The sequence below is a fragment of the Streptosporangium canum genome (assembly GCF_900113865.1).
GTDB classification, from domain to species: Bacteria; Actinomycetota; Actinomycetes; order Streptosporangiales; family Streptosporangiaceae; genus Streptosporangium; species Streptosporangium canum.
The window spans coordinates 12065-36881 of the sequence record NZ_FOQY01000011.1 but is presented as its reverse complement, the minus strand read 5'-3'; the positions used below and the strand labels follow the sequence as shown (position 1 = coordinate 36881).

28 protein-coding genes are annotated in these 24817 nt (G+C 70.8%); 13 read left to right on the top strand and 15 right to left on the bottom strand.

What is annotated here, in order from left to right; genetic code table 11:
• Window positions 1-88: 88 nt before the first annotated feature.
• Complete coding sequence (locus tag BM085_RS17970; protein WP_093888118.1) at window positions 89-1291, bottom strand: NAD(P)-dependent malic enzyme; 1203 nt, start codon at window positions 1289-1291, stop codon at window positions 89-91.
• 267 nt (window positions 1292-1558) lie between these two features.
• On the opposite strand from BM085_RS17970, the gene BM085_RS17965 reads away from it, so the two are divergent.
• The gene (locus tag BM085_RS17965) at window positions 1559-2092 is read left to right on the top strand and encodes a CGNR zinc finger domain-containing protein (RefSeq protein ID WP_093888117.1); all 534 of its coding nucleotides are present in this window, start codon (window positions 1559-1561) and stop codon (window positions 2090-2092) included.
• Here BM085_RS17965 and BM085_RS17960 read toward each other — a convergent pair.
• Window positions 2059-2424 carry a S24 family peptidase gene (locus BM085_RS17960; RefSeq protein ID WP_281249852.1) on the bottom strand — a complete coding sequence of 122 codons (366 nt, stop codon included), beginning with the start codon at window positions 2422-2424 and terminating at the stop codon, window positions 2059-2061. The two genes, BM085_RS17965 and BM085_RS17960, sit on opposite strands and share 34 nt — an antisense overlap.
• A 31-nt stretch (window positions 2425-2455) precedes the next feature.
• Here BM085_RS17960 and sodN point away from each other — a divergent pair, with 31 nt between their 5' ends.
• From sodN to BM085_RS17945, 3 genes are all read left to right on the top strand, one after another.
• Window positions 2456-2857 carry a superoxide dismutase, Ni gene (gene sodN / locus BM085_RS17955; protein WP_012894678.1) on the top strand — a complete coding sequence of 134 codons (402 nt, stop codon included), beginning with the start codon at window positions 2456-2458 and terminating at the stop codon, window positions 2855-2857.
• Window positions 2858-3152: 295 nt separating this feature from the next.
• Window positions 3153-3578: an ATP-binding protein gene (locus BM085_RS17950; protein ID WP_012894679.1), complete on the top strand. Its 426-nt coding sequence runs from the start codon at window positions 3153-3155 to the stop codon at window positions 3576-3578.
• Between the two features lie 17 nt (window positions 3579-3595).
• Entirely contained in the window at window positions 3596-4375 is a 780-nt protein-coding gene (locus BM085_RS17945) for an RNA polymerase sigma factor SigF (protein ID WP_197048491.1), read from the top strand.
• Here the strand turns inward: BM085_RS17945 and BM085_RS17940 are convergent.
• Complete coding sequence (locus BM085_RS17940) at window positions 4372-4740, bottom strand: hypothetical protein (protein WP_093888115.1); 369 nt, start codon at window positions 4738-4740, stop codon at window positions 4372-4374. The genes BM085_RS17945 and BM085_RS17940 overlap by 4 nt on opposite strands.
• Window positions 4741-4832: 92 nt before the next feature.
• Between BM085_RS17940 and BM085_RS17935 the strand changes: the two genes are divergently transcribed.
• Window positions 4833-5792 (top strand): diacylglycerol/lipid kinase family protein, encoded by a 960-nt coding sequence (locus BM085_RS17935; RefSeq protein ID WP_093888114.1) that lies wholly within the window; start codon window positions 4833-4835, stop codon window positions 5790-5792.
• 282 nt (window positions 5793-6074) lie between these two features.
• Entirely contained in the window at window positions 6075-6329 is a 255-nt protein-coding gene (locus BM085_RS17930) for a WhiB family transcriptional regulator (protein WP_012894683.1), read from the top strand.
• A 58-nt stretch (window positions 6330-6387) separates the two neighbouring features.
• Here BM085_RS17930 and BM085_RS17925 read toward each other — a convergent pair whose 3' ends face one another.
• Window positions 6388-7851 carry a sensor histidine kinase gene (locus BM085_RS17925; RefSeq protein WP_093888113.1) on the bottom strand — a complete coding sequence of 488 codons (1464 nt, stop codon included), beginning with the start codon at window positions 7849-7851 and terminating at the stop codon, window positions 6388-6390.
• 59 nt (window positions 7852-7910) lie between these two features.
• Here BM085_RS17925 and BM085_RS17920 point away from each other — a divergent pair, with 59 nt between their 5' ends.
• The 5 genes from BM085_RS17920 to BM085_RS17900 all read left to right on the top strand — a co-directional run bounded on the left by BM085_RS17920 (window position 7911) and on the right by BM085_RS17900 (window position 13003).
• A complete protein-coding gene (locus BM085_RS17920) occupies window positions 7911-8477 on the top strand; it encodes an aminotransferase class I/II-fold pyridoxal phosphate-dependent enzyme (RefSeq protein WP_342742888.1) in 567 nt (188 codons plus the stop codon).
• A gap of 76 nt (window positions 8478-8553) precedes the next feature.
• Window positions 8554-9273 (top strand): GntR family transcriptional regulator, encoded by a 720-nt coding sequence (locus BM085_RS17915; RefSeq protein WP_012894686.1) that lies wholly within the window; start codon window positions 8554-8556, stop codon window positions 9271-9273.
• 65 nt (window positions 9274-9338) lie between these two features.
• Window positions 9339-10061, top strand: coding sequence for a dethiobiotin synthase (gene bioD / locus BM085_RS17910; RefSeq protein WP_093888112.1), 723 nt, complete (start codon window positions 9339-9341; stop codon window positions 10059-10061).
• 88 nt (window positions 10062-10149) lie between these two features.
• Window positions 10150-11118 carry a thermonuclease family protein gene (locus tag BM085_RS17905; protein WP_093888111.1) on the top strand — a complete coding sequence of 323 codons (969 nt, stop codon included), beginning with the start codon at window positions 10150-10152 and terminating at the stop codon, window positions 11116-11118.
• Window positions 11119-11350: 232 nt separating this feature from the next.
• Entirely contained in the window at window positions 11351-13003 is a 1653-nt protein-coding gene (locus BM085_RS17900) for an acetolactate synthase (RefSeq protein WP_093888110.1), read from the top strand.
• On the opposite strand, the gene BM085_RS17895 is transcribed toward BM085_RS17900, so the two are convergent.
• The gene (locus tag BM085_RS17895) at window positions 13000-14673 is read right to left on the bottom strand and encodes a serine/threonine-protein kinase (protein ID WP_093888109.1); all 1674 of its coding nucleotides are present in this window, start codon (window positions 14671-14673) and stop codon (window positions 13000-13002) included. The two genes, BM085_RS17900 and BM085_RS17895, sit on opposite strands and share 4 nt — an antisense overlap.
• Before the next feature lie 356 nt (window positions 14674-15029).
• Window positions 15030-15221 (bottom strand): biotin synthase auxiliary protein BsaP, encoded by a 192-nt coding sequence (gene bsaP, locus BM085_RS47690; protein WP_093888108.1) that lies wholly within the window; start codon window positions 15219-15221, stop codon window positions 15030-15032.
• A 23-nt stretch (window positions 15222-15244) separates the two neighbouring features.
• Here bsaP and BM085_RS17885 point away from each other — a divergent pair, with 23 nt between their 5' ends.
• The gene (locus BM085_RS17885) at window positions 15245-15625 is read left to right on the top strand and encodes a thioesterase family protein (RefSeq protein ID WP_245789378.1); all 381 of its coding nucleotides are present in this window, start codon (window positions 15245-15247) and stop codon (window positions 15623-15625) included.
• A 52-nt stretch (window positions 15626-15677) separates the two neighbouring features.
• Here the strand turns inward: BM085_RS17885 and BM085_RS17880 are convergent, their stop codons facing one another.
• The 7 genes from BM085_RS17880 to BM085_RS17850 form a co-directional block, all read right to left on the bottom strand.
• Window positions 15678-15890, bottom strand: a complete 213-nt coding sequence (locus BM085_RS17880; RefSeq protein ID WP_218158743.1) for a biotin/lipoyl-binding carrier protein — start codon at window positions 15888-15890, stop codon at window positions 15678-15680.
• A gap of 65 nt (window positions 15891-15955) precedes the next feature.
• The gene (locus BM085_RS17875) at window positions 15956-17287 is read right to left on the bottom strand and encodes an acetyl-CoA carboxylase biotin carboxylase subunit (RefSeq protein ID WP_093888105.1); all 1332 of its coding nucleotides are present in this window, start codon (window positions 17285-17287) and stop codon (window positions 15956-15958) included.
• Window positions 17288-17444: 157 nt separating this feature from the next.
• Complete coding sequence (locus BM085_RS17870) at window positions 17445-18728, bottom strand: HD-GYP domain-containing protein (RefSeq protein ID WP_093888104.1); 1284 nt, start codon at window positions 18726-18728, stop codon at window positions 17445-17447.
• Between the two features lie 211 nt (window positions 18729-18939).
• Entirely contained in the window at window positions 18940-20295 is a 1356-nt protein-coding gene (locus BM085_RS17865; protein WP_093888103.1) for an HD-GYP domain-containing protein, read from the bottom strand.
• A gap of 199 nt (window positions 20296-20494) precedes the next feature.
• Entirely contained in the window at window positions 20495-21439 is a 945-nt protein-coding gene (locus BM085_RS17860; RefSeq protein ID WP_093888102.1) for an NAD-dependent epimerase/dehydratase family protein, read from the bottom strand.
• A 49-nt stretch (window positions 21440-21488) separates the two neighbouring features.
• Window positions 21489-21755, bottom strand: coding sequence for a mycothiol system anti-sigma-R factor (gene rsrA / locus BM085_RS17855; RefSeq protein WP_012894700.1), 267 nt, complete (start codon window positions 21753-21755; stop codon window positions 21489-21491).
• A 67-nt stretch (window positions 21756-21822) separates the two neighbouring features.
• A complete protein-coding gene (locus BM085_RS17850) occupies window positions 21823-22359 on the bottom strand; it encodes a sigma-70 family RNA polymerase sigma factor (RefSeq protein ID WP_231509598.1) in 537 nt (178 codons plus the stop codon).
• Between the two features lie 352 nt (window positions 22360-22711).
• Here BM085_RS17850 and BM085_RS17845 point away from each other — a divergent pair, with 352 nt between their 5' ends.
• Window positions 22712-23452, top strand: coding sequence for a class I SAM-dependent methyltransferase (locus tag BM085_RS17845; protein WP_093888101.1), 741 nt, complete (start codon window positions 22712-22714; stop codon window positions 23450-23452).
• 63 nt (window positions 23453-23515) lie between these two features.
• Here the strand turns inward: BM085_RS17845 and BM085_RS17840 are convergent, their stop codons facing one another.
• Both BM085_RS17840 and BM085_RS17835 read right to left on the bottom strand, forming a co-directional pair.
• Complete coding sequence (locus BM085_RS17840; protein ID WP_093888100.1) at window positions 23516-23848, bottom strand: TraR/DksA family transcriptional regulator; 333 nt, start codon at window positions 23846-23848, stop codon at window positions 23516-23518.
• Window positions 23849-24029: 181 nt separating this feature from the next.
• Window positions 24030-24791, bottom strand: coding sequence for an SOS response-associated peptidase (locus BM085_RS17835; protein WP_093888099.1), 762 nt, complete (start codon window positions 24789-24791; stop codon window positions 24030-24032).
• Between the last annotated feature and the right edge of the window lie 26 nt (window positions 24792-24817).

Sequence of the window (24817 nt, the reverse complement as noted above, 5' to 3'; positions counted from 1 at the left end):
GGGCCTGGAGGTCTTCGCGGATGCGTCCGGAGGTCTTCGCGGGGCCTCGGAAGAGGCACGCGATCGGCTCGGAGCCGGCGCGATCGGCTCAGCGGCGGGCGACTCCGTCGGCGCGGGCCTGCGCGGCGACCGCGGCGGTGACCGCGGGGGCGACGCGCTCGTCGAACGGGCTCGGGATCACGTAGTCGGCCGACAGGTCGTCGTCACCGACGACGGCGGCCAGCGCCTCGGCCGCGGCCACCTTCATGTTCTCGGTGACGGTGGTGGCACGGACGTCGAGCGCCCCCCGGAAGACACCCGGGAAGGCGAGCACGTTGTTGATCTGGTTGGGGAAGTCCGAGCGGCCGGTCGCCACCACCAGGGCGTGCCTCCTGGCGACCTCCGGGTGGACCTCGGGGGTCGGGTTGGACAGCGCGAAGACGATCGCGCCGGGCGCCATCGACGCGATGGCCCCCTCCGAGACCGTCGACCCCGACAGGCCGACGAACACGTCGGCGCCGGCCAGCGCCTGCTCCGTGGAACCGCGGAGACCGGCCCTGTTGGTGTCGCGGGCCAGCGCCTCCTTCACCGGGTTGAGCCCGTCGCGGCCCTGGTGGATCAGGCCCTTGGAGTCGGAGACCGCGATGTCGCCGATGCCGGCGTTGAGCAGGATGCGGCTGACCGCGACGCCGGAGGCGCCGGCGCCGGCCACCACGGCCCGCAGGTCGCCCAGCGAGCGGCCGGTCAGCCGGGCCGCGTTGCGCAGCGCCGCCAGCACGACGATCGCGGTGCCGTGCTGGTCGTCGTGGAAGACGGGGATGTCCAGGAGCTCGCGCAGGCGGTCCTCGACCTCGAAGCAGCGGGGCGCGCCGATGTCCTCCAGGTTGATGCCGCCGAAGGAGGGCGCGAGCCGTACCACCGTCTCGACCAGCGCGTCCACGTCGGTGCAGTCGAGGCAGATCGGCACCGCGTCGACGCCGGCGAACTGCTTGAACAGCAGTGCCTTGCCCTCCATGACCGGCATGGCGGCGGCGGGCCCGATGTCGCCGAGGCCGAGCACGGCGGTGCCGTCGGAGACGACGGCGACCACGTTGGACACCCAGGTGTAGTCGTTGACGAGCTCGGGCCGCTCGGCGATCGCGGTGCAGACCCTGGCCACCCCGGGGGTGTAGGCGAGCGCCAGGTCGTCGGCGTCGTCGACCGGGACGGTGGAGCGGGTCTCCAGCTTGCCGCCGCGGTGCAGGGCGAAGGCCGGATCGAGATCGAAGGCTTCGAGGGCTTCGGGGGAGATGGAGGACGGCGTAACAGCCACAGCGACCCCTGTAGTTCAGTCAGACAGACGGATGGTTCCTTCGGAGACGCCGTCGCGGGCGTGGCCCGGCTTCGGTAGCCGCTCGGGGCCTGCTCGCTGGGAACGGTCGTCTGGAGGGGGTACGGGGGTCACCCGTTGCTCGATTGTGCCACATGTTGAGACTGCCGCAGGTGACAGAGGCCGCTTACTTTCGTTGTCATGGTGCGGGCCTCGCCGCACGTGTAATACTCAGAGCCCCGTTCATCACTTACATCGATGGATCATCCGGTGGACCTGACCTCTTATGCCGAGCTGGCTGTGCTGCTCATCAACAGCCCCGAACGACTGACCGGCCTGGAGGGGCTCCGCGCCCTCCTGGAGGAGGGCGGCCGCTACCGCCCCGGCTGCCGCATCACCCGGGGTGACCTCGACGCCCTGCGTGACCTGCGCGAGGAGCTCGTGACCGTGTTCGAGGCCGCGGCCGGCGGCGGCGAGCAGGACGTGGTCGACCGGCTCAACTCGCTGCTGATCCAGCATCCGGTCCAGCCGCAGATCTCCGGCCACGACAACGAGCGCTGGCACCTGCACCTGACCGAGGGCGGCCGGATGGCCGACCAGTACGCCGTGGGCGCCGTGATGGGCCTGGCCACCATGGTCACCGACCTCGGGGTGGACCGGCTCGGCCTCTGCCAGGCGCCGCCCTGCCGCAGGGCCTACCTCGACACCTCCTCCAACCGGTCCCGGCGCTACTGCTCGGAGCGGTGTGCCAGCCGGGCGAACGTGGCCGCCTACCGGGCCCGCCAGAAGGTCAACGGCCAGTAGCGCAGCACCACCCGGCCGACCAGCGCCGACGGCGGCAGGGCGCCGAAGTCCCAGCTGTCGCGGCGGCCGGAGGCCCGCTGATTGTCGCTCTCCAGCCACCATCCCCCGTCCGCCTCCCACGCTACCCGTTTGACGATCAGCCGCGACGGGTCGGACGGGAGCCGGGCGACGACCAGGTCGCCGGGGCGGATCGGAGCGCCGCGCCGTACCCAGAGCCAGTCCCCCGACCGCAGCGCGGGCAGCATCGAGTCTCCCTCGACACGGACTCTCATCGAGCACAACCCCCTCACACACGGGTTTTCCGGAGACGAGTAAGGTCGGTATCGGACCATGCTGATCTCAGCATCAAGGAAGGATTTTCCGATGCTCGCACGACTTCTGCGACCCAAGCACGTCGCGTCCGCGCACTGCGACCTGCCGTGTGGCGTGTACGACCCCGCCCAGGCTCGCATCGAGGCCGAGTCCGTGAAGGCCATCATGGAGAAGTACGCGGCGAACGAGGACCCGGTCTTCCGTTCCCGCGCGCTCACCATCAAGGAGGAGCGGTCGGAGCTGGTCAAGCACCACCTGTGGGTGCTGTGGACCGACTACTTCAAGCCTCCGCACCTGGAGACCTACCCGCAGCTCCACCAGCTCTTCTGGGACGCGACGAAGCTGGCCGGCGCCGCGGGCGGCAAGGGCACCGTCGACGTCGCGAAGGCCGACGAGCTCCTGGGCAAGATCGACGAGATCTCCAAGATCTTCTGGGCGACCAAGGCGGCCTGAGCGGATCACCGAACAGGCGTGCCGGTGCGCTCGGCCGAGGAGCGGGGCGGCCCGGCGGACGGGTGACGAGGCGGGGCGCCGACTGCCGCCGTCCGAGCCGTGACGCGCGGCGTCGCGACCAGTACGACAGGCCCCGTGGGGAGTGCGACCACACGGGGCCTGACCTGTTGAGACGTCCCATTCAAGCGCCTTAGGGTGTTCTTGAGGTGTTCAAATCGCCCCGATCGCGAGTCCAATTGGGCCAACCACCCTCTCGGGGCTGTAGGTTGCAGTCAGCGACTCTGCGAGGAGGAACGTGACCGAACACACCGAGACGCCCGCGGTCGGTATGGGTGGGATCCGTGACGTGGTGAGCGTCCGGCTACCGGCTGCGAGTGCCTATCTGTCCGTGCTACGTACGGCGACCGCCGGACTGGCCGCACGGCTGGACTTCACGCTCGACGAGATCGAGGATCTGCGGATCGCGGTCGACGAGGCGTGCGCGATGTTGTTGACCCAGGCCGTCCCCGGCACCGATCTGATCGCCGAGTTCGAGCTCACCGGGCAGCTCATGCAGGTCCGGGTCGAGGTCAGCACGGTCGGCAGCTCCGCGCCCAAGCGCGACGACTTCGCGTGGATGGTGCTCACCGCCCTGGCCGACGACGTGGATGCCGTAACCGACTCCCCCGACCGCATGGCGATCGTGCTACGCAAGCGCCGAGGCGCAGCGAGGCCGGCGTGACGGAAAGGACTCGTGCCATGGCCGCCAGCGACCACGCGGTGCCCGACCGGGTGCGCGCGCGCCTGCTCTTCGCGGAACTGGCGGAGTTGACCCCCGACGACTCGCGGCGCCAGCGTATCCGTGACGAGCTCGTCGAGCTCCACCTTCCCCTGGTGGAGTATCTCGCCCGCCGCTTCCGCAACCGGGGTGAGTGGCTGGACGACCTCACCCAGGTCGCCACCATCGGCCTGATCAAGTCGATCGACCGCTTCGACCTCGGCCGGGGGGTGGAGTTCTCCACCTACGCCACCCCGACGATCGTGGGCGAGATCAAACGGCACTTCCGCGACAAGGGCTGGGCGGTCCGCGTGCCCCGCCGCCTGCAGGAGCTCAAGCTCTCGCTCACCAAGGCGATCAGCGAGCTCTCGCAGCGCGAGGGCCGTGCGCCCACTGTCGGCGAGCTGGCCGCGTTCCTGAAGATGAGCGAGGAGGAGGTGCTCGAGGGGCTTGAGTCGGCCAACGCCTACTCCACGGTCTCCCTCGACGCGCCCGACTCCGGTGACGACGACGCGCCCGCGGTGGCCGACTCCCTCGGCATCGTGGACGACTCCCTGGAGGGCGTCGAATACCGCGAGTCGCTCAAGCCCCTGCTCGAACGGCTGCCTCCGCGCGAGAAGCGGATCCTGCTGCTGCGCTTCTTCGGCAACATGACCCAGTCCCAGATCGCCACCGAGCTCGGCATCTCGCAGATGCACGTGTCCCGGCTGCTGGCCAGGACCCTCGCCCAGCTCCGTGAGGGCCTGACCGCGGAAGACTAGTCCTGGTCCCCGTAGAGGGCGTGCGTCGTCGGCGGGGACAGCAGCGCGACCAGTCCGATCACTGCCACGGCTATCAGCGGAACGCCGATGGTCTGCTGGTCGGACTGGATCAGCGTGATACCGATCACGGTGGCGAAGATCTGCGCCAGCACGCCCAGGCTCCGCGTCCACCGCTCGGTCCGCAGCATGCCCCACCCCACCCAGAGCAGGACCGCGCCGACGAGGATCCCGAATCCGGCGACGAAGAGCGAGCTCAGCACATCGGACGGCCGGCCGATCACCGTCTCGACCCCGACGTAGCCGCCGAGCAGCAGGGTGGTGAGGCCTTCCAGCCCCAGGACGGCGGCGGCGACGGTGAGGGTCATCGGGCGATTCGACACATCCCAACCCTATCGCCGGGACACCTCGATCCGTTTTCCGCAGCCACGATGCCGTTTTCGGCGGATACGCTGGCATTATGCGCGCGATGCTCCTGGTGAACCCCAAAGCGACGTCGACCAATCAGCGGACGCGGGATGTGCTCATCGGGGCGCTGAGCGCCACGATGAACATCAAGGTCGAGGAGACCGCGTACCGGGGACACGCGACCCTGCTGTCCCGCAAGGCCCACGCCTCGGGATACGACGTGGTGGCCGTGCTCGGCGGCGACGGCACGATCAACGAGGCCGCGAACGGCCTGCTCGACGCGGAGGACGGCAAGCGCGGGAGCGACGGGAGCGCGGCGGACCGGCCGGCGCTGCTGGTGATCCCCGGCGGCAGCGCGAACGTCTTCGCACGCGCGCTCGGGCTGCCGAACAGCCCGGTGGAGGCGGCCGGCGCGGTGCTTGAGGCGATCCGTGACGGCCGGCGGCGGATCGTCGGGCTGGGACAGGCCCTCTGGGGCGACGAAAGCCGATATTTCACCTTCTGCAGTGGCTTGGGGTACGACGCCGAGGTGATCCGGGCGGTCGAGGGCATGCGCGGCACCGGCCGCAAGGCCACCCCCACGCGCTATGTGAACACCGCGCTGAACCACTACCTCTCGACCGACAAACGCCACGCCGCCATGACCGTCGCGGGCCCGGACGTGCCCGCGGCCGGAAACATCTTCATGGCGGTCATCTCCAACACCTCGCCCTGGACCTACGTGGGCTCCCGGCCGGTCTGCCCGACCCCGTGGGCGAGTTTCGAGACGGGCCTCGACCTGCTGGGACTCCAGCGCCTGGGGCTGCCGTCGATGCTCCGGCTCCTCCCCCAGATCATGGGGGGCCGCGACACCCTGCCCGCCGGCCGCCATCTGGTGCAGCTCCACGACGAGAGGGAGTTCACCCTGACCGCCGAGCGTCCCGTGGCGTTCCAGCTCGACGGGGACTACCTGGGAGAAGTCGAGAGCGTAACGTTCCGGTCTATCCCGAACGCGTTACAAGTCTTGGTCTAGCTCGTTACAAGCGGTCATTGTGTGACGCATCCGACATGCATATCAGGCAAAACGTTCTCCCAAACCTCTTGCGTGTACTGAGCGTGGCTGACAATCTCAACATTGACGTCGGAACGTAGGACCTTTGAGCGGCCACCTCGCTCCCAGGCCACCGACGATCAAGTGGACCTGCCCCCGGGACCGACCCAGGCTCGGGTAATCGTTCGCGCTGGTTAGTGAAAGTCTTCACAAAGTGAGCCGACGGAGCCGCAGCAAGGGCTCCTCTTACGAAGGAGTGGACGCATGGACTGGCGCCACCGCGCTGCCTGCCGTGACGTGGACCCCGAGCTGTTCTTCCCGATCGGCAACACCGGCCCCGCCCTGATGCAGATCGAAGAGGCCAAGCAGGTCTGCCGTACGTGCACCGTAAGTGAAGCATGCCTGAAGTGGGCACTGGAATCCGGGCAGGACGCCGGCGTCTGGGGCGGCCTGAGCGAGGACGAGCGCCGCGCATTCAAGCGCCGCACGGCCCGCGCCCGCACCCGCGCGAACGCCTGATCCCGCAGCACAGCACGGACGCCCGCCCCCGAGAGCGCGTCCCCCTCCCCGGCCCGGCTCAGACCGCGGGGAGGGGAATGCCGAGGGTGACCTCCGTGCCGCCGCCCTGCCGGGGCTCGATGGCCAGCCGCCCGGACAGCTCCCCGACGACCAGCGTCCGCACGATCTGCAGGCCGAGACTGGTGGACGACTCCAGGTCGAAGCCCTCGGGCAGACCGGTCCCGTCATCGGAGACGATCACGTCCAGCCGGTCGGCCCCCCGCGAAACGATCACCTGAAGCCGGCCCGGCCGGTGGGCCAGCCCGTGCTGGACCGCGTTCTGCAGCAGCTCGGTGAGGACCATCGCCAGCGGCGTGGCGATCTCCGAACGCAGCACCCCGAACGACCCGACACGGCGCGGCACGACCTGTGCCTCCGGCGCCGCCACCTCGCCCGTCATGGCGATCACCCGGTCGGCGATGTCGTCGAAGTCCACCTGCTCGTCGGGCGTGTGGGACAGCGTCTCGTGCACGATCGCGATCGACCCGACCCTGCGCACCGCCTCCTCCAGCGCCTCGCGTCCCTCCGGCAGTTGCAGCCGCCGGGCCTGCAGCCGCAGCAGCGCGGCCACCGTCTGCAGGTTGTTCTTCACCCGGTGGTGGATCTCCCTGATGGTGGCGTCCTTGGTCATCAGCTCCCGCTCGCGCCGCCGCAGCTCGGTCACGTCGCGGATGAGCACCAGCGCGCCGATCCGCCCGCCGCCGACGACCAGCGGGATCGCCCGCAGCTGCACCACCGTGCCGCCCGACTCGACCTCGGTCTCCCGGGGTTCCCGGCCGCTCGCCACGATCATCAGGTTCTCGTTGATGGGCTCGTCGGAGTAGCAGAGGGCGGCGGTGGTACGGCCCAGCTCGGCGCCGACCAGGTCGGCGTTGAGGCCCAGCCTCCGGTAGGCCGACAGCGCGTTCGGCGAGGCGTAGGTGACCCGGCCCGCGCGGTCCAGCCGGAGCAGGCCGTCGCCCACGCGCGGCGAGCGGACCAGGATCGGCTCGGCGCCGGAGAACGGGAACCGCCCCTCGGCCACCATCTGGGCCAGGTCCGAGGCGCTCTGCAGATAGGTGAGTTCGAGCCGCGAGGGGGTGCGCGCGGACGACAGGTTCGTCGAGCGCTGGATCACGCCCAGGAAATGGTCGGCCCGCCGTACCGGGATGGTCTCCTCGCGCACCGGGACCCCGCTGGACCAGTCGGGGTCGCCCTCCCGGCAGATCCGCCGCTCGTCCCAGGCGGTGTCGATGAGCACCCGCTCCCCCTTGGCCACAGTCGTCCCCACGATGTCGTCGTGATAGACGGTGGGGCCCGTGGTGGGCCGCATCTGCGCGATGGCGATCCACCCCGGAGCCTCCCTGAGCGGGATCCACAGGATGAGATCGGCGAACGACAGGTCGGCCAGGAGCTGCCAGTCGGAGACCAGCGAGTGCATCCATTCGAGGTCGGCATCGTCGAGCGCGGTATGACGAACCACCAGGTCGCTTAGAGTCGGCACCCGTGCATCATGCGTTCTTTGCGGGCCCAAACGCGAATCGGGCGGGTCTGGCTGGCAAGATGCCCGCTATGGAGCAGACCCCAGACCCGCCGGCACGGTCGCGCGCGGCCGCGGGCATGCGGGAGGCGGCCGAGCCGGGTGTTGTGAGAACGATCACACTCTCCACGTCCCCGGGATCGCGGGGCGGGGCCGTGCTCGGGACCCCGGAGGTGATCGAAACTCTGATGGACACGGGCCGGTCGTTCATCTTCGACACCGGCCTGGCCCCGGGCAGCGTGGCGGCGGCACTCGCCGCTGTGGATATCCTTCACAATCAGCCCGAACTGCCCGGATGCGTGCGAACCAGAGCGAAAGAGCTGGCCTCAATGGCCCGTCGACTCGGCCTGGAGACCGACGATCCGGCGGGTGCGGTCGTCCCGATCGTGCTCGGCCCATCCGAGACCGCACTGCGGGCCGCCCTCATCCGTGCGGAACGCGGAGTGCGCGCCGGATGTTTCCGGCCGCCCTCAGTGCCGGCCGGCCGCTCTTGCCTGCGGTTGACCGCGCGGGCCAATCTGAGTTCCGATGATCTAGCGGTGATCCGGGGTGCACTCACCGCCGTGGCCGAGATGAAGGTGACCATGTGAGTGAGCGAAGCGGGCGAGCCGGTAGGCACGGTACCTCCGGCCACGCCGTTTCCGAGCCGTCAGGCGAGGTGCCGGCGTGACGGACGACTCCCCCAGGATTCCTAAGTACTACGACGTCAAACGTAGTCTGCTCGCGCTGACCAAGTCCCTGTCGGCGGGCAGTGCGCTGCCTCCCGAGCGGACCCTGGCGGTGCGCTTCGAGACGTCGCGCACCACCGTGCGGCAGGCGCTGTCGGAGCTGGTGGTCGAGGGCCGCCTGGTCCGCATCCAGGGCAAGGGAACGTTCGTCGCGCACCCCAAGGTCGCCCAGGTCCTCCAGCTGACGTCCTACACCGGCGATCTGCGGACCGTCGGCCTCGAACCCGACACCAAGATCCTCGACATCAGCTACATCACCGCCGACGAGCCCCTGGCCCGCCGGCTGGCGATCAACCCCGGCGGCCGGGTGCTGCGCATCCACCGGCTGCGCCTGGCCAACGGCGAGCCGATGTCGATCGACACCACCCACCTGTCGGCCCGGCGCTTCCCCCGGCTCCGGCGCGAGCTGGAGGTGCACTCCTCGCTGTACGAGACGCTGCACAACGCCTACAACGTGCGGCTGACCGACGCCGAGGAGATCATCGAGACCGTGCTGGCCACGCCGTACGACGCGCAGGTGCTGAGCGTCGACGTCGGCCTGCCGATGCTGCTGCTCACCCGGCACGCCTTCGACGCCGACGGCAACCCGGTGGAGTGGGCCCAGTCCCTCTACCGCGGCGACAGGTACAAGTTCGTCACCCGCCTGCGCCGGCCCTGACGTCCCGGGCCGGACCGGCCGGCGGCCCGGATCGTGACAGGTGAGCGCCGCCTAGGGTGAGGTGCGTGAGCATTCTCGTGGTCACCGGGACCGACACCGGTGTGGGCAAGACGGTCGTCGCCGCCGCGGTGGCCTCGCTCGCCAGGGAGCGGGGCGCCTCGGTCGCGGTGGTGAAACCCGCCCAGACCGGGGTGGCCGGCACGGAACCCGGCGACCTCGACGAGGTCATCCGGCTCTCCGGAGCCACCTCGACGTTCGAGTTCGCCAGGTTCCCCGACCCGCTGTCCCCGGCGGCGGCGGCCCGTGAGGCGGGCCTGCCGCCGCTCTCCCTTCCCCGGGCGGCGGCCCGGATCGGGGAGCTGGCCGAGTCGCACCGGCTGGTGATCGTCGAAGGGGCGGGCGGGCTGCTCGTCCGCTTCGACGAGGAGGGGGCGACCCTGGCCGACCTGGCCCGGACGCTCTCCGCGCCGGTGCTCCTGGTGACCCGGGCGGCGCCGGGCACGCTCAACCACACCGCGCTGACGTTGGAGGCGATGGCCCATCGCGGGCTGGAGCCGGTGGGGGTGGTGATCGGGTCCTGGCCGGCCGAACCCGGCCTGGCCGAGCGGTGCAACGTGGCGGACCTGGAGATGCTGGCCGCCCGTCCGCTGGCGGGCGTGCTCCCGGAGGGCGCGGGGACCCTCGGCCGGGAGGCTTTCGCCCGTACGGCCCGCGCCGGCCTGGGGCCCGCACTGGGCGGCGGATTCGACCCCTCGGCGTTCCGGCGGAGCTTCAGGCTCTCGCCGTAGGCGACGGCCGGCGCGCGGGCGGAAGAGCGGAGCACCGTGACATCCTCCCCATGGCTGAGGCCCTGGGGAGGATGTCAATATGTGAGACATGGCCAAGGCGATCGAACAGCCCGTTCCCGGCATCACCGTCGGACACGCGCTTCTCGCGCGATCCGCAGGAGTCCCGCAGCCCGTCGACAAGCTCGTGCACGACGGCGACACCATCAACATCGCCGCCGACGGCAACTTCGGCGTGCGCCTGCTCGGCGTGGACGCCCCCGAGGTCAGCTTCGAACTGCCCCGCAGTTCCATCGTCCCCGACCTGCCCAAGGGGTTCGTCAAGATCTCGCACCCGGCCTGGACCGACTTCCTGGCCGACCCGTTCGCGCCGGGCTTCGAGCCGCTGCCGCTGCGCGCCGCGCTCCACGACCACCTGCTGGGCAGGCTCGACGCGACCACCGCGCGCAACCACGCCGAGCTCGGCGGGCCGCCCACCCAGGCCCTCAAGGACATGATCAGCTCTGACATCGCCGAGCAGGGTCTGACCGGCGAGACCTTCAAGCTCCGGCTGGCCTTCGCGCACGAGATCCTCGACCGGTACGGCAGGCTGCTCTGCTACGTCAACCGGGACCAGAAGCTCAAGCCCAGGCCGGCGCCGTACAACGAGCGGCTGCTCGCCGGCGGGCACGTCATGCCCTACTTCATCTGGCCCAACGTCGACCCCTTCGTCCGGCAGGAGAACCGGGTGGCGCAGGCCGTGCCCGCTCCCGGATCGGCCCGCACGGTGGCCGAGACGGGCGCGCTGGGCCGGGCCCGCGAGTCGGTACGGCAGGCACGCCAGGCGGGCCTGGGGCTGTGGAACCCGGCGGACCCGCTGAAGCTGCACGCCTTCGAGCTGCGCTACCTGGCCGGCCGCCGGGCACCCGACCGGTATGTCCTCGACCTGTCCGACAGTTCCTCGGAGCTGCTCCACCCGCAGAGCTACCACCGCGTCCCGGATCCGGAGGACCGGTTGTTCGTCAACTCCGAGCACGCGCCCCTGTGGGCGGAGCGGGGCTGGTCGGTCCCGCCGCTGTAGGCGTACCGCCACAGGCCGGCGGCGGCCTCGATCCGGAAGCGGCGGTCGTCGTGCGCGACCATGACGAGACAGCCCTCGTGCCCGCCGGTTCCGGCATCCGCGTGGCGGCCGCGGCCGGGCCCGCCTGCGGCTCGGCGACCGCGAATACGCGCCGGCGGCGTTAGGCGGGAGGAATCTGGGCAGGGTGAGGAATCCCTGTCCGGCTAAGTGACTGACTGGTAGGTTGCGCGGTATGGAGTCCCCAAAGCACGCAGGCGACATCGCGGTCGCCGTCTCCAAGGCCTATGGCATCGAGACCATGTTCACCCTGTCCGGCGGGCATGTCTTCCCGCTGTATGACGGGGCGGTCCACGAGGGCATGCCCATCTTGGACGTGCGGCACGAGCAGAGCGCCGTCTTCGCCGCCGAGGCCACCGCCCGGCTGACCCGCAGACCCGGCCTGGCCGTGCTCACCGCCGGTCCCGGGGTCACCAACGGCGTCAGCGGCGTGGCCACCGCGCACTTCAACGGCTCGCCGGTCGTGGTCATGGGAGGCCGGGCGCCGCAGTCGCGCTGGGGATCGGGCGCGCTGCAGGAGATCGACCATCCGCCGCTGTTCGCGCCGATCACCAAGCTGGCCTTCACCGGCTCCGGCCCCGACTCCGTCGCCGAGGACGTGGAGATGGCCTTCCGCACGGCCCTCGCCCCGCACCGCGGCCCCGTCTTCCTCGACTTCCACATGGACCACCTGTTCGCCGCCGCGCCCCCGACGGACCACGTCACCGAGACGCTGCCCCCCTCGCCCCTGGAGCCCGACCCCGACGCCCTCGCCGGGATCGCCCGGCTGCTCGCCGAGGCCGAGCGCCCGGTGCTGGTGCTGGGCTCGGACGTGTGGATGGACCGCGCCGAGGAGGTCGCCCGGAGCTTCGCCGAGGAGTTCCGCCTGCCGGTCATCCCCAACGGCCAGGGCCGCGGCATCCTGCCCGCCGGGCACGAGCTGCTGGTCACCCGGGCGCGGGGGCTGGCGCTCACCCAGGCCGACCTGGTGATCGTGGCGGGCGCCCCGATGGACTTCCGTCTCGGCTACGGCTGGTTCGGCGGCAAGGACGGCGCCCCGCTCGCCAGGGTCGTGCACCTGGCCGACGCGCCGTCGCAGCTCACCACGCACATGGAGCCCTCCGGCGTCGCCGCCGGCGACCTGTCGCTGGTCTTCTGGGGTCTCGGTACGGCCTGCAACCAGGCCGGCGTGTCTCCCAAGTCCTACGCGCCGTGGCTGTCGAGGCTGTCGGAGGCCGCGGCGGCCGCCGCCGCCGCGGACGCCGGCCTGCTGGCCTCCGACTCCGACCCGATCCACCCGATGCGGATCTACGGCGAGCTGGCCAAGCTCCTCGCCGACGACGCCGTGGTGATCGGCGACGGCGGCGACTTCGTCTCCTACGCGGGCAAGTACGTCGAGCCCAAGCAGCCCGGCAACTGGCTCGACCCGGGCCCCTACGGCTGCCTGGGCACCGGCCTGGGCTACGCCATCGCCGCCCGGCTGGCCCGCCCCTCCTCGCAGGTGGTGCTGCTGCTCGGCGACGGCGCGGCCGGTTTCTCGCTGATGGACGTGGACACGCTGGTCCGGCACCGCCTGCCGGTCGTGATGATCTGCGGCAACAACGGCATGTGGGGGCTGGAGAAGCACCCCATGCAGATGCTCTACGGCTACGACGTGGCCGCCGAGCTCCAGCCGCAATGCCGCTACGACCAGGTGGTGACCGCGCTCGGCGGCGGCGGCGAGCTGGTCACCGACCCGTCGCAGATCGGCCCGGCGCTGCTGCGCGCGTTCGACTCCGGCGTGCCGTACATGGTCAACATCGCCACCGACCCGTCCGTCGCCTACCCCCGCAACACCACCGGGATCTAGGGCCCCGGGGTCGCGGTCGGCGTGGGGGTCGGCGTCGGCGTCGGCGGGCAGCCGTTGTTGGCCACGACGATCTCCACCGCCTTCCGGGGGTCCCACATGGTCCCCGCGCCGGGGCGCTGCTCGACCACCTCCACGCACTGCGAGGTGTCGAGGTCGGCGCTCTCGCTGACCGCCACCTTGAGGCCGGCCTTCCTCAGCACCTCCTTGGCCGCCTCCGGCGTCATGTTCGTGACGCTCGGCACCCGCCGCTTCGGCAGCGGTGTCGGTGTGGGGGTCGGCGTCGGCGTGGGGGTCGGGGTGACCGTGGGCGTGGGCGTCGGGGTGGGGGTCGGGGTCCGGGTGGCCTGCGTGGGACGATCGCCCGGTTGAGGGAGGGTCGGGGTCGGCCTCGACGTTTTCCGGCCGGGTGGTCTGGTCTTCGTCGGCTCCGGCGACTCGCTCACGCTGGGCGCCGGGTCGGCCCTCCTGTGGGGATCGGTCCCCACCGAGGAGGAGGCCGCCATCCCGTTGATCGCCACCGCGACGAGACCGACGCAGATCACGCCCGCCGCCGCGGACACGGCCAGCATCCCGCCCTTGCGGCGCGGCCTCTTCGCGGCACGGCGGCCACGCCCCTGCGGGACCGCCTCGGTGGCCTGGCCGGGGGAGGGCGCCGTCGCGGGCGGCACGGCCCCCTGCATGCCCGTTTGGGACGGCGGAGCGTGCCAGCCGGTCTCCGGCAGCGCGGCTCCGTGCCGGCCCGTCTGCGGCGACGAGGGGCCCTCCCAGCCGCTCTCCCGCGCGGGGTCGGCCGACGGGGCGTAGGAGACCGGCGGCATCGCCGTCGCACCGGTCTCCGGCCCGAGGTGCGCCGCCTGCCTCGCGGCGGTGCTCATCGCGGTGGCGCTGGGGAAACGCCGGGCCGGGTCCTTGGACAGGGCCCGCTCCACCAGGGCGCGGATCGCGGGCGGGACGTGCGGCGGCAGCGGCGGCGGCGTCTCGCGGATGTGCTTGAGCGCGATCGTGACCGGGGTGTCGCCGTCGAAGGGCCGCTGCCCGGCCAGGCACTCGTAGGCCACCACGCCCAGCGCGTAGATGTCCACCGCCGGGGTGACCGGCGCCCCCTCGGCCTGCTCGGGCGCGCAGTAGGCGGCGGTGCCGAGCACCATGCCCGCGTCGGTCAGCCTGCTGGCCGCGTCGGACCTGGCGATGCCGAAGTCGGTGAGCACGAGCGTGCCGTCGGAGCGCACCAGCAGGTTGCCGGGCTTGACGTCCCGGTGGACGATGCCCTGATCGTGTACGGCCTGCAGGGCCGAGGCCGCCTGGGCGATGAGCTCCATCGCGGCCCCGGGGGCGATGCTCCCCAGCCGTCCGAGCAGCCGGTCCAGCGGCTCGCCGTCCACGAACTTCATCACCAGGTATGCCGTCGCCCCCGCGCCGGGCACCTCGTGAACTCCGTAGTCGTAGACGTCTACGACCCCGGGATGATTGACCGTCGCCATCGCCCGGGCCTCACCCTGGAAACGCACCAGGAAGCCCGGGTCGTCGGTACGGCCCGGGAGCAGCACCTTGACGGCGACGGTGCGGGCCAAGACGATGTCTTCACCACGCCACACCTCGCCCATACCGCCGGCGCCGATGCGGGTATCCAGACGGTACCGCCCCGCCAGCGTCGTGCCTTGGGCCACCATGACTCCCCCGTAACCCTCTCCGCTCCCACCCCAGGGTTCTCCAACAAAGCGGATTTGTATCGCGCCAACGTCACGGCGACGTAACGAAACCCTGCAAGCCGTATGCCTCACAAACAAGACGCGTGCCGTAGCATCGCACAAATCTCAGAGCTTTTGAGCGTACTCGTACAGCTTGCGTGCCTTTAGAGCAAGGACTGCCGGGAAGTCACCGACCATGAAGGTCGACGGCTGCCACGTGCCGCGGCAGAACTCCGGCCCTCGAAATCCTCCACAAGAGTACGCAAAACGAACATCAACCTAGCCGCCGGAGAGCAGTGCTCGATCCACGGCGGAATTCGATCTTCCCCGGACCGGGCTCAGCCGCCCGGCAGGCCGTGCTCCGCGCAGCGCGCGGACCAGCCGTCGGGGGGCACCTGGACCGCCATCCGGCGCCGGCGGCGGGCGCGGTGACGCGACGGCTCCATCGCACATGCGGCCAGGCAGCCCGCGTGATCGCCCGCTTCGGCCGCCCGGCCGCAGTGATCGCAGTGATCGCAAGAGGAGGTCACGCGGTCGCCTTATGCTGACGCCCATGACGCTGACTCCCGGCCTGCGCGCACGGCTTCTCATCATGGTCGAGAAGGAGGACACCGCGCCGGAGATCGGCAGCGGAGACGTCCCCGTCCTGGCCACCCCCCGCGTGCTGGCCCTCGCCGAACAGGCCACCGTCCAGGCGGTCGCGGGCGCCCTGGAGCCCGGCCAGACCTCCGTGGGCACCAAGGTCGCCCTGGAGCACCTGGTGGCCAGCCCGGTGGGCACCCACGTCGAGATCGCCGCCGAGCTCACCAAGGTCGACGGCCGCCGTCTGGTCTTCGCCTTCACCGCCCACGACCGGCACACCGCCGTCGCGACGGGCACGGTCGAGCGCGTGGTGGTCGACCGCGAACGCTTCCTCTCCAGGCTCTCTCGCTGACCGTTCAGGCTCTCTCGCGGGAGCCGGGACGGCGGCGGGGCGCACGGCCGGGCTAGTCGATGACGGCGATGAGGTCGCCCTCCTGGATGACGTCGCCCTCGGCGACCTTGAGCTCGGTGATCACACCGTCGCCCTCGGAGATGACCGGGATCTCCATCTTCATCGACTCAAGGATGACCAAGGTGTCGCCGTCCTCGACGGTGTCTCCCTGGGCAACGAGGACTTTCCAGACATTCGCCACCATCTCGGCGCGTACTTCAGCCACCAGACACTCCCATCAATCACTGTGGTTCAACTGTGCCAGACCGGCCCGCTCGGGCCCTCACCCGCTCAGGCCCGCATGCGGGCCACCAGTCCGGTGTCGTAGTCACCACCGACGAACTCGGGGTGCTCCAGCAGCTCCGCGCAGAACGGCAGGTTGTTCTTGGGCCCCACGACCTTGAAGTCCGCCACGGCCGCCCGGGCGCGCTCCAGGGCCTCGGCCCGCGTCTGCCCGAACACGCACAGCTTGGCCATGAGCGGGTCGTAGAACGGGGTGACCGTGTTCCCCTCGGCGTAACCGGAGTCCACCCGGACACCCTCGCCCGACGGCTCCGCCCACACGTCGATCTTGCCGGGTCCCGGGAAGAACCGCTTGGGGTCCTCGGCGTAGACGCGGAACTCGATCGCGTGCCCCCGCGCGGCCACCGACGGCACGGTCTTCTCGCCCGCGGCGATCAGCAGCTGCTGCTCGACCAGGTCCACCCCGGTCACGAGCTCGGTCACCGGATGCTCCACCTGGAGGCGGGTGTTCATCTCCAGGAACACGAAGTCCTGCTTGTCGGCGTCGACCAGGCACTCCACGGTGCCTGCGCCGAGATACCCGACGGCCTCGCCCGCCCGTACGGCCGCCGCCAGCATGCGCTCGCGCAGCTCCTGGGTGATGCCGGGGGACGGTGTCTCCTCCACGACCTTCTGGTGGCGGCGCTGCACCGAGCAGTCACGCTCCCCCAGCGCGACGACCGTGCCGTCCGCGAGGCCGAGGATCTGCACCTCGACGTGGCGGGCACGCTCGATGTAGCGCTCAAGCAGGATCGCGGACGTCCCGCCGAAGCGCGAAGCGGCCCTGGCGGCCTGTTCGAACGCCTTGGCCAGCCCTGCTTCGTCGTGGGCGACGCCCATGCCGATGCCGCCGCCCCCGCCCGCCGTCTTGACCATGACCGGGTAGCCGATCCCGGCGGCGGCCGCCACGGCCTCCTCCAGGTCGGCGACCGGCTCGCGGGTCCCGGCGGCGACGGGCACGCCCGCGGCCTCCATCAGGTTCCGCGCGTTGATCTTGTCGCCCATCTGCTCGATCGCCTCGGGCGAGGGGCCGATCCAGGTCAGGCCCGCGTCGATGACGGCCCGGGCGAACCCGGCGTTCTCCGAGAGGAACCCGTAGCCCGGGTGGACGGCCTGGGCGCCCGACACGCGGGCGGCCTCGAGCACCTTGGCGGCGTCGAGATAGCTCTGCGCCGGGTTGGCCGGCCCCAGCAGGATCGCCTCGTCGGCCTCCCGCACGAACGGCAGATCCGCATCGGCCTCGGAATACACCGCGATGGCTCGCAGTCCCATGCGCCGGACCGTGTAGATGATTCGCCGTGCGATTTCTCCACGGTTGGCTACCAGAACAGACTCGAACACGTTGGTGGGCCCCTTTCGACCGCTCCACCCTATGACCGGGGTCTCGGCGCAACTGTTCGCCCGAAACCACCGATCGCGGCGACACGATCTGTAGGAAACCCACAACCGCACACGGCCGGAGCCACCCGGAGGACGCTGCCCGGAGCAGGCGGATCCCTCAGAGCCGGTATACCGGAGTCAGCCTGTCGATGACGCGGGCCATGGCTTCGACGACCGGCGGGTCATACTCCCCACCGGCGCCCAGGCGGAGCCGTTCGAGGGCGGCACCGGCCCGGTCCCGGTCGGTGGAGCCGCCCACCAGGTCGTCATAGGCGTTGGCCACCTTGATGATGCGGCTGGCCTGCGGCGGTGTCTCGGCGCAGGAGTCGCACTGGCGCCGGACGATCTCGGCCACCCGGTCCAGCACCCCGGTCTGCCGGATCACCTCGGCGCCGAGCTCGGCTATGCGCCGGGCCTGCTCGGGCTCGGTGAGCACCGTGGCGCCGCCGGGGATCGGGTCGCGCAGTGAGAGCTGGCCGATGTCGTGCATGAGCGCGGCGTATTCCAGCTCCAGCAGCTCGGGCTCGGCCAGGCCGAGCTCCCGCCCGACCGCGACCGCCAGGCGGCTCACCCGGCGCGAGTGCCCCGGCTCGACGTAGCCCCCGACCTCGGTGACCCGGGACAGCGCCCGGACCGTCTGGAGATAGGTGGCCCGGATCCCGGCGTATTTCCGGAAGGCGACCTGGGTGACCAGCAGCGGCGCGGCGAAGACCAGCAGCGCCGCCATGTCCATGCTGTGCGAGGCGAGCGCGAGCAGGATGCCGGAGGCCGCGACGGCGGCCCACAGCGGCGCGGCCATCCGCGCCTCGTCGTGGAGGGCCACGCCGAAGGCCGCACGCACCTGCTCGGCCCGGAGCACGGCGGCCAGCAACACGTCGACCATCGCCATCACCAGGATGAGCAGGGCCATCACCCCGAGCGCGGGCCACCAGCCGCCCTCCGGGCCTTTCGTCAGGCCGAACAGCGGTCCCGCCAGCGGCCGGTAGGCCAGGGCCAGCAGCGCGCCGGTCAGCAGCCTGCGTGCCATCGCGTCCGGCCGGGGCGGTCGGCCCACGGCCAGGTGCGGCAGCGCTCCGGCGGCCATGCCGACCGCCAGCACCGCGACGACCTGGAGCGCCGAGTGCCGTGCCGGGACGTCGCCCATGTCCAGCAGCAACGTGTAGCCGAGCGCGGCGGCCGCGCCGATCGGCGCCACCTCCCGGTTGCCCGGCATCGTGAGCCTGGCCAGCTCCCCCGCCGCGATCAGCGTGCCGAAGCCGATGGCGACCTCAGGGTCGAGCAGCCCGGTGGCGGCGGTGTGCGCCACCCCCGCCACCGCCAGCAGACCGGCCGCGCAGATCAGCAGGAGCTGGCCCGAGTCGAGCCGCTGGAACGCCCGCGTGGCGACACCGGTGCCGGTCATCGTTCTGCGCCCATGGTCGCGCCCGTCTTCCCACTCGCCCCGCCCGTCCGGCGGCTCACCGCTCCGACACCCAAGCTCGCACCCGCCCCACCAGCCCGGCGGCTCACCGCTCCGACACCCAAGCTCGCGCCCGCCTTCCCACTCGCCCCGCCCGTCCGGCGGCTCACCGCTCCGACACCCAAGCTCGCACCCGCCCCACCAGCCCGGCGGCTCACCGCTCCGACACCACCTGGATGGGCATGGTCGGGTCGTCGTGGTCCTTGGTGGTGGTCTCCGCCGCACCGGCCGGAGGCGTGATGACCTTGCGCGGAGGCTCCCAGCCGTCGCGGTCGACGGCCTTGATGAACGCGACGACCATCACCGGGTCGAACTGGGTGCCGGCCCCCTTGCGGAGCTCGGCCATGGCCACCTCCACGGGACGGGCGCCCCGGTAGGAGCGGTCGGAGGTCATCGAGTCGAAGGCGTCGGCCACCGCGATGATCCGGGCGAACTCCGGGATCTCGTCCCCGGCCAGCCCCATGGGGTACCCCTTGCCGTCCTGCCGCTCATGGTGGTGCATGATCCCGGCGAACGCCTCGTCCAGGAAGTCGATGCCGCGCACGATCTCCAGCCCCCGCATCGGGTGGAGCTGGATGGCGGCGAACTCCTCCTCGGTGAGCGGGCCGTCCTTCTGCAGCACCTTGGTCGGCACGCCCAGCTTGCCCACGTCGTGCAGCATCCCCGCGTAGCGGATCGCCCGGAGCCGCTCGGACCCCATGCCGATCTCATGGGCGATCATGCCGGAGGCCAGCGAGACGCGGGTGCAGTGGCCACGGGTGTAGTAGTCCTTGGTCTCCACGGCCTGGCAGAGCGCGGCGATCGTGGCGTCGTAGGAGCGCTGCTGGGCGTTGTACTGGCCGAAGGCCCAGCGGGCGACGAACAGCGGGAGCAGCACGAGGACCGCGGAGATCGAGCTGACCGTCGCCCAGAGCCCGGCGATCAGCAGCCCGAAGGTGGCGTAACCCAGGTAGGAGACCATGAACTGGGCCACCCCCCGCAGCGGCACCTGGTCCGCCTGCCCGGTGAGCACGAGCACGAGCGCGATCAGGATGAAGTTGAGCGGGACGAAGACCGCCGCCGCGCCGGCGAACGGCACGATCAGGTCGTCGAACCCGGCGATGGTCGGCAGGCCGACCCCGCCCCCCAGCCACTCGTAGATCTTTCCCGCGACGTAGCCGCAGACGGCGAACTGGGCGCCGTTGAACAGCCGCTTCACCAGCGGCAGGCCGGGCCGCACGCTGAAGACGGCCGTCATGCCGACCAGCGCCGCCCCCTCGGGGCCGACGAGCACCACCGCGGCGAGCGCGGCCGAGAAGCTGACCGACACCGCGGCCTGCTTGACGTTGAGCAGAGTCGGCACCGACTCGCACACCAGGAACAGCAAGGCCAGCACCAGCAGGTTCGACCAGTCAAGCTGCTCGAGACGACCGCTCACCGCCACGCTGTATCCGAGCAGCGCGAATGCCGCTCCGATCACAGCAACCAGGTAGACCTTGGCAAACCATGGCAGTCCACGCAAAGCGGCCACCCTTGGGTCCTATGAGCGCGTGCTCAAGTCCAGGAGATCCCCGGACGTGCGGGGTTGACCGTTTCCTTCAACATGCGCTGCCTCCATGTCGTTTTCGCAACTCAGGCTACAGAAGCAAGCCCGAACGGGAGGGACTGATCGAGAATCGCAAGCAAAGCGTAACCATGCCATCACCGCACGCCATCGCGGGGTGCCGGGACTAACGGACCTCCAGACGAGCCCTCGCCCAGTCGACCGTGGCCTTCAGCCCGGTGGCCAGGTCCGTCTGGGGGCGCCAGCCCAGCCCCTCGATCGCGGGCGCCGGATCGACGGCCATCGCCGGCAGGTCGCCCAGGCGCGCCTCGGCGCGGCCCGGCCCGTCGGCGGCGCCCGCGGCCTCGGCCACCAGGGTGTGCAGCGCGCGGTCGGTGGTCTCCACCCCGGTGCCCAGGTTGAACCGGCGGCCGTTGCCGGCGTTTCCGCAGGCACGGGCGAAGCCGTCCACCACGTCGTCGACGAAGACGTAGTCGCGGGTCTGGGTGCCGTCGCCGTACAGCACCGTGGGCGTGCCGTTGAGCAGGGCGTCGGTGAAGATGGCGACCACCCCGGCCTCACCCTCGGGCGACTGGCGCGGGCCGTAGACGTTGGCGAGCACCAGCGTGGTGTAGTCGATGCCGTGCAGGGCCTTGAAAGCGGCCAGGTAGGTCTCCGCGCTGAGCTTGGAGGCCGCGTACGGCGAGCGCGGGTCGACCGCCGCGTCTGCGGGGACCGGGATGACCGCGGGCCTGCCGTACACGGCGACCGAGGAGGCGAAGACGACCTTGCGGGTGCCGCCGTGGTGGGCGGCGGTGAGGACGGAGGCGGTGCCCTCGACGTTGAGCCGGGCGTCGTGGACGGGGTCGGCCACGCTCTTGCGCACGCTGATCTGCGCGGCGAGGTGACAGACGACCTCGGGCTTCCACTCGGCGACCAGGCCGATCAGCGCCGGGTCGCGGACATCCATCTGGTGCAGCATGAAGAGCGGGCTCTGCGCGGCGGCGACGAGGTTGTCGCGATCCCCGCTGGACAGGTCGTCCACGGCCATGACCTCGTGGCCGTCCGCCAGCAGCCGGTCCACCAGATTGGATCCGATGAATCCCGCTCCACCGGTGACGAGTATCCGCATGCTGCCCCCCAGCTCGTATGGCCATGGCCGTACGAGAGATCCTAGGAGGTCAGCCGGTCAGTTCGGAGCGGACCTGCTCGATCCTGGTGAGCACCTTGGCCCGCAGATCCTCCGAAACCCGGTCACACCCACAGTGCTTGGCGATGAGCTGCTTGACGACCTGCTCCAGGCCGTACTCCTCCAGGCAGGGCCCGCACTCGTCCAGGTGCTCACGGATGTCGACGCAGTTGTTCTCGTCGAGCTCACCGTCGAGGTAGGTGTAGACCTTGTCCAGGACTTCCCGGCAGTCGGTGGCGTGCGGCTTCCCGCAGCTCATGCGATCACCTCGCCCGAGGTCGCCGGGCCGGTGCGCCCGAGCCCGTGGTCGCCGTCGGATCGCTCGCTCACTTCGCACCCTCCGCGGGAACCAGGCCACGCTCGCGGGCGTAGTCCTCAAGCTGCGTCCGCAACTGACGGCGGCCACGGTGGAGCCTCGACATCACGGTCCCGATGGGGGTGCCCATGATGTCGGCGATCTCCTTGTAGGGGAAACCCTCGACGTCGGCGAGGTAGACCGCGATCCGGAACTCCTCGGGGAGCGCGGCCAGTGCCTGCTTCACGTCGCTGTCGGGGAGATGCTCGAGCGCCTCGATCTCCGCGGACTTCAGCCCGGCCGAGGTGTGCGACTCGGCCCTGGCGAGCTGCCAGTCCTCGATCTCCTCGGCGCCCGACTGCTTGGGCTCCCGCTGCTTCTTGCGGTAGCTGTTGATGAAGGTGTTGGTCAGGATGCGGTACAGCCAGGCCTTGAGGTTCGTGCCTTCCTGGAACTGGTGGAAGGAGGCGAAGGCCTTGGCGAAGGTCTCCTGAAGGAGGTCTTCGGCATCCGCTGGGTTCCGGGTCATCCGAAGCGCGGCGGAGTAGAGCTGGTCGAGATAGGGCATCACATCCCGCTCGAACCGTGTGCTCCGCTGCTCCAGAGTCTCCTCGTCTGTCGCAGGGACCGGACCCACCCCCTTAAGATCGCCGGAGCCCTGCTGACGCGGGACTCCGTACTGAGCGGAGAATACCCGCTCATCAGGGAGGGACCGATCACCGGGGCGGGTGATGGGTTCGATCAACGCGAGCATCGGCTTGCCAACCTCCCGAAAGGATCGTGCGTTGTCCGCTTGCAACACGCCCGTCCGGTCATCTGTTCCCACAAGATAGAAGGTGACGAAGGACCCGGTACGGGGAAAAACATACGTACCGGCAGGTAGCTGTAGACCACCGGATACCCGACGCCAGGAGCCGCTTGTGCTGCCCATCCCGGCCGAAGAGCTGAACGGCTCAGGAACGCTCGGGCCGTACTGGACCTTTTATCGCGCGGTCGCCGCCGAGCAGCTGAGCCGATGGCTGCCGGAGAGCCCTTCCACCGTCCTCGACATGTCCGGCGGCAGGGGCCGCTGGTCCGCCCAGGCCGCCAGGGCCGGGCACCGGGTGCTGGAGGTGGTCGACTTCCGCCGCACCGTGGAGGGCCAGCCACTGCTGCACGACGCCTCCAAGGTCCGCCAGGTCCGCGCCGACGATCTCCGTTTCCTCCCCGACTGCAGCGTGGACGCCGTGCTCGCCGAGGAGCGGGCGATGTCGGTGGAACTCATGGCCGAGTCCGCGATCGGCGACGTCGCCCGGGTGCTGCGTCCGGGCGGGCGGGCGCTGATCTGCGTCGACTCCCTGGTGCTGGGCATGGCGATCCTCGCCGAGCAGAACTACTGGGCCCATCTGCGCCAGACCGGCGAGGTCATGCTCGTGCCATGGCCGGACGGGAGCATCACCCGGTGCTTCAGCAGCGGCCAGCTCCGCGACCTGCTCACCGAGGCGGGCCTGGAGGTCGAGTGGGTACGGCCCCGCACCGTGCTGTCCCCCTCGACGGTCGACCACGTGCTGGCCTCCGACTCCCGCGCGCTCACCTGGCTGGTGAACACCGAACTGGAGGCCCACACGGACGACGACGACACGGTGGGCATCCACCTGGTCGCGAGCGCCCGCCGCAGGTAGGGGGCCGCGCCCGGCCAGGGCTCCGCGGGGCCGCTCAGCCCCGCGGAGCCGGGCGGCGGCGGGTCAGCGCCTGCGCTCGCGCCTGGACTGGCACTGCACGCAGCGGGTGGCCTCGGGTCGCGCTTCGAGCCTGCCCTCCGGCACGGGGCCGCCGCAGTCGGCGCAGAGGCCGTAGAGCCCCTCGTCCAGCCGTTTGAGCGCCTCAAGCACCGACCGGCGCTGCCGGGTGGCCGCCTCCAGCATGGCCCGGTTGCGGTCCGCGTCGGTCAGGACCGACCCGCCGTCCGCCGGGGACCGGTCCCACACGGCCAGAGGATCTCCCCGCAGGACCCCGATGGACCGGTCGAGCTCGGCGAGCATGCTCTCCAGACGCATACGCGCGGTCGCGTCGTTCACGTATCCGCACCTCCGCAGGGTGGGGACGGCCTGTGAAGGGATCCCCGATTCTCCCGTCAGGCGCGAAGGGGATGAATTTATGCGGCGATCACCCCCTCAGGAGCTATCGCCTTCATCAGCGGATGCCCACTCGCCGCGGGTTTTACACCGGTCACGGAGCGTTTTCGGATACGGAGCGCGCTCAGAAGAGTGCTTGACCGTCACCTTCCTCGTCCCGCAGCGGCTCGATCAGCTCCGGGCCGTTGTTGCGCACCGAGTTCACCGCGGTGGAGACCGGATACACCTTCAGCCCGGTGGAGCCGGCGGGGACCAGGAACCCCTGCGCGTCGGGCACCCCGGGGTCGAGCCACTCCGACCAGCGGTCCCGCTCGATCAGCATCGGCATCCGGTCGTGGACCCGACCGGCCTCGTCCAGGGCGGAGGTGGTGATGATCGCGCAGGTCGCCAGCCACGCGAGCGGGTCGTCGTCGGGCCTGCCCCGGTCCCGCCAGAACTCGTACAGCCCCGCCATGGCCATGATCCCGCCGTCGGCCGGCTGGATGAAGTAGGGCTGCTTCTTCGGCTTCTTGGCCGTCCCGTCCCCGTCCGGCACGGCCCACTCGAAGTAGCCGTCGGCGGGGAGCAGGCACCGGCGCTGGGCGAACGCCCTGCGGAACGACGGCTTCTCGGTGACCGTCTCCACCCGCGCGTTGATCATCCTTGAGCCGATGGACGGATCCTTCGCCCAGGCCGGGACCAGGCCCCAGCGGAGCACCTGCAGCTGCCGGACCGCCCGACCCTCCGGGTTGGCCTTCGGCACCCGGCTCATCACCGCGTAGACCGGTTTGGTCGGCGCGACGTTGTAGTCGGGCCGGAGCTCCTCCTCGGCTGCCCCGTCGACCTCGACCTGGAACTCCTCAAGCAACTCCTGCTTGTCGCGCGCAGACGCGTATCTCCCGCACATATCACCACCTTGCCACGGGTCCGAGG

Coding starts and splice junctions, on each gene's coding strand:
- BM085_RS17960 (WP_281249852.1), bottom strand. CDS start 2,424: ATGGTCCGATACCGACCTTACTCGTCTCCGGAAAACCCGTGTGTGAGG.
- BM085_RS17900 (WP_093888110.1), top strand. CDS start 11,351: ATGGAGTCCCCAAAGCACGCAGGCGACATCGCGGTCGCCGTCTCCAAG.
- BM085_RS17850 (WP_231509598.1), bottom strand. CDS start 22,359: ATGCCCTATCTCGACCAGCTCTACTCCGCCGCGCTTCGGATGACCCGG.
- BM085_RS17940 (WP_093888115.1), bottom strand. CDS start 4,740: ATGACCCTCACCGTCGCCGCCGCCGTCCTGGGGCTGGAAGGCCTCACC.
- BM085_RS17895 (WP_093888109.1), bottom strand. CDS start 14,673: ATGGTGGCCCAAGGCACGACGCTGGCGGGGCGGTACCGTCTGGATACC.
- BM085_RS17945 (WP_197048491.1), top strand. CDS start 3,596: ATGGCCGCCAGCGACCACGCGGTGCCCGACCGGGTGCGCGCGCGCCTG.
- rsrA (WP_012894700.1), bottom strand. CDS start 21,755: ATGAGCTGCGGGAAGCCGCACGCCACCGACTGCCGGGAAGTCCTGGAC.
- BM085_RS17930 (WP_012894683.1), top strand. CDS start 6,075: ATGGACTGGCGCCACCGCGCTGCCTGCCGTGACGTGGACCCCGAGCTG.
- BM085_RS17885 (WP_245789378.1), top strand. CDS start 15,245: ATGACGCTGACTCCCGGCCTGCGCGCACGGCTTCTCATCATGGTCGAG.
- BM085_RS17935 (WP_093888114.1), top strand. CDS start 4,833: ATGCGCGCGATGCTCCTGGTGAACCCCAAAGCGACGTCGACCAATCAG.
- BM085_RS17905 (WP_093888111.1), top strand. CDS start 10,150: ATGGCCAAGGCGATCGAACAGCCCGTTCCCGGCATCACCGTCGGACAC.
- BM085_RS17860 (WP_093888102.1), bottom strand. CDS start 21,439: ATGCGGATACTCGTCACCGGTGGAGCGGGATTCATCGGATCCAATCTG.
- BM085_RS17870 (WP_093888104.1), bottom strand. CDS start 18,728: ATGACCGGCACCGGTGTCGCCACGCGGGCGTTCCAGCGGCTCGACTCG.
- BM085_RS17920 (WP_342742888.1), top strand. CDS start 7,911: ATGCCCGCTATGGAGCAGACCCCAGACCCGCCGGCACGGTCGCGCGCG.
- BM085_RS17835 (WP_093888099.1), bottom strand. CDS start 24,791: ATGTGCGGGAGATACGCGTCTGCGCGCGACAAGCAGGAGTTGCTTGAG.
- sodN (WP_012894678.1), top strand. CDS start 2,456: ATGCTCGCACGACTTCTGCGACCCAAGCACGTCGCGTCCGCGCACTGC.